A 6,956-nucleotide genomic window follows, 5' to 3' on the forward strand; every position below is an offset into this window, starting at 1 on the left:
GCGCCCGCCCCCGCCGCGCCCCCCCCGCAAACACCCCCCCCGGGGGGGGCGCCGGGCCCCACCCCCCCCCCCCCTGGTCCCCGCCCGGGGGGCCGGCCGCGTCGGGTGGGGGGGCCGCCCCCGGGTGGCCGGTGCTACTCGTAGCGCAGTTCGCTGGGCCGCATCAGGCGCAGGAGCTGCGGCAGGCCGAGCGCGGTCGTGAGGAGGACGGCGCCGGCGGCGATCGCGGACATGGCCAGCATGGAGCCCCAGTCGAGGGCGAAGGGCAGGCCCGCCGTGTACTGCAGGACGGCTCCCATCAGCAGGCCGCCGACGGTGGCCAGTAGCATGCCCAGGGCCATCGGGACGAGGGTCTGCCACAGCACCGACAGGCCCAGGATTCGGCGGCGGGTGCCGACGGCGTTCAGCACGCCGAGGATGCGGCGCTGCTCCCGGAACCGCTCCAACTGGCCGACCAGCAGGCTGAGGGCGACCAGCAGCAGGGTGACGGCGGAGCCGGCGGTGAGCAGGCGTTTGACGGCGAGGTAGGTCGGGTCGATGGCGTGGTCGAGGGGGGAGCCGGCGAAGCCCTGCGGGTCGATCGCCATGACGGCGGTCGCGAGTTGCTCCTTCGGGTCCGGCAGGCCGGGGGCCATCGCGACCAGGACGGTCGCGGGCTGGCCGCGCAGTGCGGCGGCCGGGGCGGCGGCCGGGGTGAGGAGCAGCAGGCCGGAGCCGAGCCGCCCGTTGGGGTCGGCGCCTTCGACGGGCTCGACGGTGGCCGTCACTGCGGGCAGTGGCCAGGACGGCGGCTCGCCGTCACCGCGGAAGTAGGCGGCGTGGACGGTCGTGCCGGGCCTGGTCTCGGCGGCGGCGTCCGTGCCGCGGTTCGTTCCGTCGTTCGTTCCGGTGCTCGCTCCGGTGCTCGTGCCGGTGCTCGTGCCGTCGTTCGCTCCGGTGCTCGTGCCGCCGCCCGGTCGGATGGTCCGGCCCTGGACGGCGAAGGCGTCACCGTCCTTGCAGTCGGGCAGGGTGGCGAAGCCGCGCAGCACGGCGCAGCCGGCGATCCGGACGCCGGGCAGCTCCCAGGACTTGGCGGTGGGGGTCTCCAGGGCGAACTCGGTGTAGGCGGCGGTGGCCTGCACCCCGGGGGAGTGCGCCAGCCGCTCGGCGAGCAGGTCGGCCTGCGGTCCGCCGCCGGGGAAGGATATCGACTGCTGGTACGGCCCGACCGCGGCGCGGGGGCCGGGACGGTCCTCGTAGCTCGCGCTGACGCCGAGGAAGAGCGTCTGCAGGGCGATCGCCCCGGCGACGGCGACGACCACGCCGCTGACCGCGGCCGAGGCGGGGCCCGAGCTCAACTGGAGCCTTCGGATGGCGAGTTGCCAGGACACGCCGCCGCCGGAGCGCCGGGTGGCGGCCTCCACCAGCCAGGGCAGCAGGGTGCAGACGCCCACCAGCATCAGCAGCACGCCGACCGCGACCAGCAGTGAACCGCGAGTGTCCTGAACGGAGTTGAAGACGGCGGTGCGCCCCATCCCGGACGGGTTGTACTGCGTGGGCAGCGCCAGCGCGAGCGCCGTCAGGGCGAGGCCGGCCAGCGGCAGCGCCAGCCGCCACCCGATCCGGCGCCGGCCGGGGCCGGACCGGCGGACCACGCCGAGCGGGTCGACGGTGACCCGGCGCATCGCCAGCAGGGTCACGCCGACGCCGAGGAGCGGCACGACCACGGCGATCGCGGCGGCGATGGCGGGGTGCGGCGCGATGTCCTCGGGGTAGAAGCTGAAGCCCGCGAGCCGCAGGTGGCCGGTCAGCCGCCGGCCGAGCAGGAACAGCGCCGCGCCCGCGACCAGGCCCAGCAGCGCGCCGACCAGGGACTCCCCGGCGGCGAGCCGGGCGGTCATCCGGCGGTCCGCGCCGACCAGGCGCAGCGCGGCGAGCCTGCGGTCGCGCCGTTCGCCGCCGAAGCGGGCGGCGGCGGCGAGGAAGACGCCGACCGGGGCGAGCATCACGGTCAGGCCGACGGCGTTGAGCAGGATCAGCCGGGGGTCCATCGGCTTGGGCGGCGAGAAGTGGCCGTACGAGGTGATGCGGTCGGCTCCGGCGTCCAGCGAGAGCCGGTCGCTGCCGAGCAGGTAGCCGGCCTGGCCGGGGCCGAGCAGACCGGCCGGGCCGATGCCGCCGACCACCGGATAGGGGAGGCGGTCGCGCAGCAGCTGGTTGGCCGGGTCCTTCAGGAGCTCGGCCAGGGCGGGCGAGACGACCATCCGCCCCGGCGGCGGGTACGCGGCCACTCCGGGCGGGAGCGCCGCGTCCGGGCCCTCGGGCTGGACGACCCGTCCACGGATCGGGGTGCCCCGGAAGGTGGTGTCGGCGGTGGCGATGAGGACCGTCCGGTCGCCGGGCGTGGGCAGGTCCTCGTCGCGGAAGGTGTCGTTCTGCACGTACAGGCGCTCGTTGCGGTGCTGGACGATGCCGGGGAAGGATGCGGTGAACAGCAGCAGCGCCACCCCCAGGCCGACGCCGCAGGCGGTGAGCAGCAGCCGCCCCCAGCCGTCCCGCCCGTTGGTGAGGGCCAGGCGTACGCCGAGGCCGAGCTGGTCCAGGAACGGCGAGCGGACCCGGTCGGCGGCGGGGGTGTTCGCGTCGGGGCTGCTCACGCCGGGGCCGCTCGTGGTGGAACTGCTCATATCGCGCCCGCCAGGTCGCGGGTGCGGCCGTCGCGGACGACGATCTCGCGGTCGGCGTAGGCGGCGACCCTGACCTCGTGGGTGACCAGGACGACGGCGGCGCCGGTCTCCCGGGCGGCCAGGGTGAGCAGCTTCATCACCCGCTCGCCGTTGAGGGAGTCGAGCGCGCCGGTCGGCTCGTCGGCGAAGACCGCCCTGGGCCCGGTGATCAGGGCCCGCGCGGCGCCGACCCGTTGGCCCTGGCCGCCGGAGACCTCGCCGGGGCGCTTGGCGGCCACGTCGTCCACCTCCAGGCGCTCCAGCCATTCGCGGGCCCGGGCCTCGGCGGCCCGGCGGCGCAGTCCGTTGAGGCGCAGCGGGAGCGCGACGTTCTCCAGGCAGGAGAGTTCCGGGACGAGCTGGCCGAACTGGAACAGGAAGCCGAACTCGGTGCGCCGCAGGGCGCTCAGTTCGGCGTCGGAGCAGGCGGTGAGGTCGCGTTCCCGGTAGCGGAGGCGGCCGCTGTCGGGCCGGGTGATCCCGGCGAGGCAGTGCAGCAGGGTGGACTTCCCGGAGCCCGACGGGCCCATCACGGCGACGAGTTCGCCGGCCGCGACGGTGAGCGAGGCTCCGCCGAGCGCCGGGGTGAGCCCGAAGTTCTTGTGCAGGTCGTGGGCGGCGAGCAGGGGTTCGGGCATGGTCAACGCTGGGACTCCGTGATGCGGGCGGCGAGTTCGTCCAGGCGGGCGGCGGTGAGCTCCAGCCAGCGCAGGTCGGCTTCCAGGTGGAACAGGGCGTGGTCGCAGATCAGCTGGTCGGTGAGGTCCCCGGTGAGCTTGCGGCGGGTCAGCTCCCGCATCTCCTTGAGGTGTTCGGCCCGCTGCGCGTCCAGGACGTCGGCGCCGGAGCGGCCGGTCAGGAGGGCGAGCACGACCTTCTGGTAGAGCGTGCTCTGCAGGTACGGCTGCGGGCTCTCCGGGTGCGCGAGCCAGTTGGCGAAGTCGGTGACCCCGGCATCGGTGATCGCGTACCGCTTGCGCTCCGGGCCGTCGCCGGCCTCGACACCGTCGACCACCACCAGCCCGTTCTTCAGCAGCCGGGAGAGCGTCGCGTACACCTGCCCGTAGTGCAGGCCGCGGTCGCGCCCGAAGTGCTCGTCGTGGAGGCGTTTGATGTCGTATCCGTGGCGGGGCTGGGTCTCCAGCAAGCCGAGGAACAGCTGTCCGAGTGACATGCTCCGGGACTATACAGGCCATGTATACACACAGGTGTATAGCGGGCCCCCTGGGGGCCCGGCCGGCGCCGCCGCTACGGCCGCGGCCTCCCCGAGCAGGGTCGCCGACTCGGCCAACGCATCCACGCTGACCTGGGACGTCGAGGGCAAGCTCGCCTCACTCGCCCAGGGTTCGGCCGTCACGACGTACGTCTACGACGCCGACGGCAACCAGCTGATCCGCCGCAACCCCGGCAAGGTCACCGTCAACCTCGGCGGCGGCGACGAACTCACCTACGACACCGGTACCAAGACCAGCACCGGTACCCGCTACTACAGCATCCCCGGCGGCATCACCCTGGTCCGCGAGAGCCCGACCAAGCTCACGTACCAGTTCGCCGACCACCACGGCACCAACACCCTGTCCATCGGCCGCGACAGCCTCGTCGAGACCCGCCGCCCCACCGACCCCTTCGGCGCCCCCCGCGGCACCACCTCCAGCACCACCGCCTGGGCCGGCGACAAGGGCTACGTGGGAGGCCTCAAGGACGACGCCACCGGCTTCACCAACCTCGGCGCCAGGCAATACCAGCCCAGCACCGGCCGCTTCCTCAGCCCGGACCCACTGCTCCTGCCCAACGACCCGCAGCAGTGGAACGCCTACGTGTACAGCAACAATGACCCGGTCAACAAGACCGACCCCACCGGCATGGCCCTTGAGGTTTTCTGGGATGCCGATACCGGTGGCGCAACGTTTACCGTGATGCCGTCAACTGTGGCGGGGCATCACGATACGGTAATTGGCGGCACGTCGCGCCATCCGACTACGAGGAATGTCCGGGTGCCGCCGCGGATAGTTCCAGCGAAAGAGAGGTGGATCCTGGTCTGCTTGCAGTTTCGTTTGCGTCATCCCTCTTCTCGCCTTCGGGCCGTACCTACCAGAATGGCGGGTGTGTATCAGGGTGCTGATTAACAGATTTAATCGAGTCGGCCGGTGGTTCAGTCGGGCGCTGCTGAGATATCTTGCGGTGTGCGTGGCTCCCGTGTGCGTTTTTATGCTCGTTCTTTCAGCATTTGCGCCCGGAGGGCATGACGCCAATGGATTCTCTCGAGCCGACTCCCTGGATGGCCTCAAGCTGCTGGCGCTCATCTCGCTCACAATAACTGTCCCCACACTGTTCTTTCTCTTCCTGGTCTCTTTTTGGGCGGCCAGGGGGAGGAATGTTCGGGGGGTGGCTGCCGTGTTGTTTGCTCTGCCCCCAGTGCTCTATCTCCTTGCGGGTGGTTGGCCCTTCCTGCTGATGAGCGCACTCGGTGTGATCTACGCAATGGTAGTGATGCCCGCGCCTGCGTCTAGATCCTGATTTTGCGACATCTGGGTCCCCGGGCGCGTGATGCGCATCGGGGACCCAGATGTTTATTCTGGGCACTTACGGTAACTTCCCGTTCAATCCTGGTGGGGTTCATCGAGTAATCGCTCGGCGAGCCCGCCACGAGTGGGGGATCATGGAAGGGGGGGTGGACGCTGGTCAAGAGTCGTTCGCCCGACAGTAGTCCGTCGGCTGTGGATAGCCAGTAGGTCTGTGCCATGAGCGCCCCATCCGGTTGCCGGATGGGGCGCTCAGCTGTTGAGGGGTTAGCTCGTGGAGCTGTTGCGTGGAGGATAATAAGTGGACGGGGAAGGCTTTCGTTGCAGGGCAGGGTGGCCGGGATCCAGAATGAACTGATGGATTGTCAGTTCTGGCTGGGCGGTGCTACCGTATGCGGTCCTTGTCCTGTGAGGTCGGGAGCTTTGATGGTTGTCCTTGGAATGCTGATACCGGTTGTCCTGGGATTAGCCTTGGTCGCAAATTTTCGTGGAATCCGCGACTTCTTCGTGGAGGGCGCTGAGAAGAAGTCGATCCCGGTGATCGCGTTGATTGTCGGCTGGTTCTTCATTGTGGTTCCTGGGGTGGCTGTCCTCGGCATGGCCGTCAAGGCGATCCTGCGCTGACCTGTTCGGACTGTCGCAGGTGGTGGCGCGTGACTTCTGAGGCGGTGGGGCGGTCTTCGGGACGGCCTCGCCGCCAGATCCTTTGATGGAGGGTGCGTGAAGGGGCGGCGAATTGTCCTGTGGAGTGTGGTCGGCGGGTTGCTGGGTGTCCTCGGGTTGGGCTGGGCCGTGTGGATGACGGTCCGACCTTCCGCGCCTGAGGTGCCTGATCCGGTCGGACGGTGGGCCGGAGGAGCGGCGGCTGTCGAGCTTCTTCCGGAAGGGCGGGTCGGATCGGCACAAGTGCCGGCCCGTGTGTGCAGCGCTGCCTTGGTGGACCGGGAACAGTCGACGGAGATTGAGGGGCGCTGGAAGAAGTCGGTTCTCGATGACGTGGGGCCGGGGGTCTACGTGGACGCGACCCGGAAGGATGGGAGCGGTAGTTGTCGCTTCTGGCTGACGGCCGAGGAGAACGGAAAGGACCTATGGGTGCTGGTCAGTCAGGGGTTCGCCATGAAGAAGGACTGAGATATCGCGGGGGATTCAATTCCTGGCGATATGGAACGGGGTGGGAGTGATCGGGATGCAGAGGCCGAGCCGGGCGCGTGGACGTGGGAGGCTGCCTGTTCTGGCTGTCTGTGTGGCATCGGCTCTGCCGCTGGCGGCTTCGTGCACGGTGGCGAAGGATCCTGTCCCGGCTGTCATCGGGTCCTGGAAGGCGCCCGTCGCTTCGATCCAGTTTCTGGAGGGCGGCAAGCTCGGCGAGGTGAGCCTGCTCCCCGCCATGTGTCGTGGAAAGAAGTCCCCGACCGTGGTGAAGTTCACCGGCACCTGGAAGTACGGGACGCTTTCCGACGCCGGACCTGGCGCGGTTGCCCAATTGGTCTCCGTCGACGGCGATCTGAGGTGCGAGGGGTTCTTCCAGTACGGCAAGGACCAAGGTGAGGAGTGGTTGCAGCTGACCGATGCGGACGACGGTGGCGTGCCGTTCGCCGCGTTCCTTCGGCAGTAGGTCCGTTTCGAGAGCCGCCCCCACCCGGGGTTGGGGTGGGGGGGGGCTCGCGGTGGGGCCTTGGCGGCCGGGGGGGCGGGGGGGGCCGGGGGCGGGGGCGGGGGGGGGGGG

7 protein-coding genes are annotated in these 6,956 nt (G+C 70.4%); 4 read left to right on the plus strand and 3 right to left on the minus strand.

The genetic code is table 11. From position 1 onward, the window contains the following. Positions 1–134: 134 nt before the first annotated feature. From ACFV6I_RS22670 to ACFV6I_RS22680, 3 genes are read right to left on the minus strand one after another with little or no spacing between them, the layout of a single operon-like run. Positions 135–2,669: an ABC transporter permease gene (locus ACFV6I_RS22670; RefSeq protein ID WP_380427301.1), complete on the minus strand. Its 2,535-nt coding sequence runs from the start codon at positions 2,667–2,669 to the stop codon at positions 135–137. Beyond that, positions 2,666–3,346: an ABC transporter ATP-binding protein gene (locus tag ACFV6I_RS22675; protein WP_063349686.1), complete on the minus strand. Its 681-nt coding sequence runs from the start codon at positions 3,344–3,346 to the stop codon at positions 2,666–2,668. The genes ACFV6I_RS22670 and ACFV6I_RS22675 overlap by 4 nt, the downstream gene beginning before the upstream one ends. Positions 3,347–3,348: 2 nt before the next feature. Next, the gene (locus tag ACFV6I_RS22680) at positions 3,349–3,882 is read right to left on the minus strand and encodes a PadR family transcriptional regulator (protein ID WP_380427303.1); all 534 of its coding nucleotides are present in this window, start codon (positions 3,880–3,882) and stop codon (positions 3,349–3,351) included. Between ACFV6I_RS22680 and ACFV6I_RS22685 the strand changes: the two genes are divergently transcribed. The 4 genes from ACFV6I_RS22685 (at position 3,881) to ACFV6I_RS22700 (ending at position 6,845) form a co-directional block, all read left to right on the plus strand. Further along, positions 3,881–4,834, plus strand: a complete 954-nt coding sequence (locus tag ACFV6I_RS22685; protein WP_380427305.1) for an RHS repeat-associated core domain-containing protein — start codon at positions 3,881–3,883, stop codon at positions 4,832–4,834. The two genes, ACFV6I_RS22680 and ACFV6I_RS22685, sit on opposite strands and share 2 nt — an antisense overlap. Before the next feature lie 822 nt (positions 4,835–5,656). Beyond that, positions 5,657–5,854 (plus strand): hypothetical protein, encoded by a 198-nt coding sequence (locus ACFV6I_RS22690; protein WP_363375533.1) that lies wholly within the window; start codon positions 5,657–5,659, stop codon positions 5,852–5,854. A gap of 312 nt (positions 5,855–6,166) precedes the next feature. Continuing rightward, positions 6,167–6,361: a hypothetical protein gene (locus ACFV6I_RS22695; RefSeq protein ID WP_380427307.1), complete on the plus strand. Its 195-nt coding sequence runs from the start codon at positions 6,167–6,169 to the stop codon at positions 6,359–6,361. Positions 6,362–6,473: 112 nt separating this feature from the next. Continuing rightward, the gene (locus ACFV6I_RS22700) at positions 6,474–6,845 is read left to right on the plus strand and encodes a hypothetical protein (RefSeq protein WP_380427309.1); all 372 of its coding nucleotides are present in this window, start codon (positions 6,474–6,476) and stop codon (positions 6,843–6,845) included. Positions 6,846–6,956 lie beyond the last annotated feature (111 nt).

Origin of the sequence: Kitasatospora sp. NPDC059803 (genome assembly GCF_042732255.1) — a bacterium.
Classification (GTDB): Bacteria; Actinomycetota; Actinomycetes; order Streptomycetales; family Streptomycetaceae; genus Kitasatospora.

Coding starts and splice junctions, on each gene's coding strand:
- ACFV6I_RS22690 (WP_363375533.1), top strand. CDS start 5,657: ATGGTTGTCCTTGGAATGCTGATACCGGTTGTCCTGGGATTAGCCTTG.
- ACFV6I_RS22685 (WP_380427305.1), top strand. CDS start 3,881: ATGCTCCGGGACTATACAGGCCATGTATACACACAGGTGTATAGCGGG.
- ACFV6I_RS22680 (WP_380427303.1), bottom strand. CDS start 3,882: ATGTCACTCGGACAGCTGTTCCTCGGCTTGCTGGAGACCCAGCCCCGC.
- ACFV6I_RS22675 (WP_063349686.1), bottom strand. CDS start 3,346: ATGCCCGAACCCCTGCTCGCCGCCCACGACCTGCACAAGAACTTCGGG.
- ACFV6I_RS22670 (WP_380427301.1), bottom strand. CDS start 2,669: ATGAGCAGTTCCACCACGAGCGGCCCCGGCGTGAGCAGCCCCGACGCG.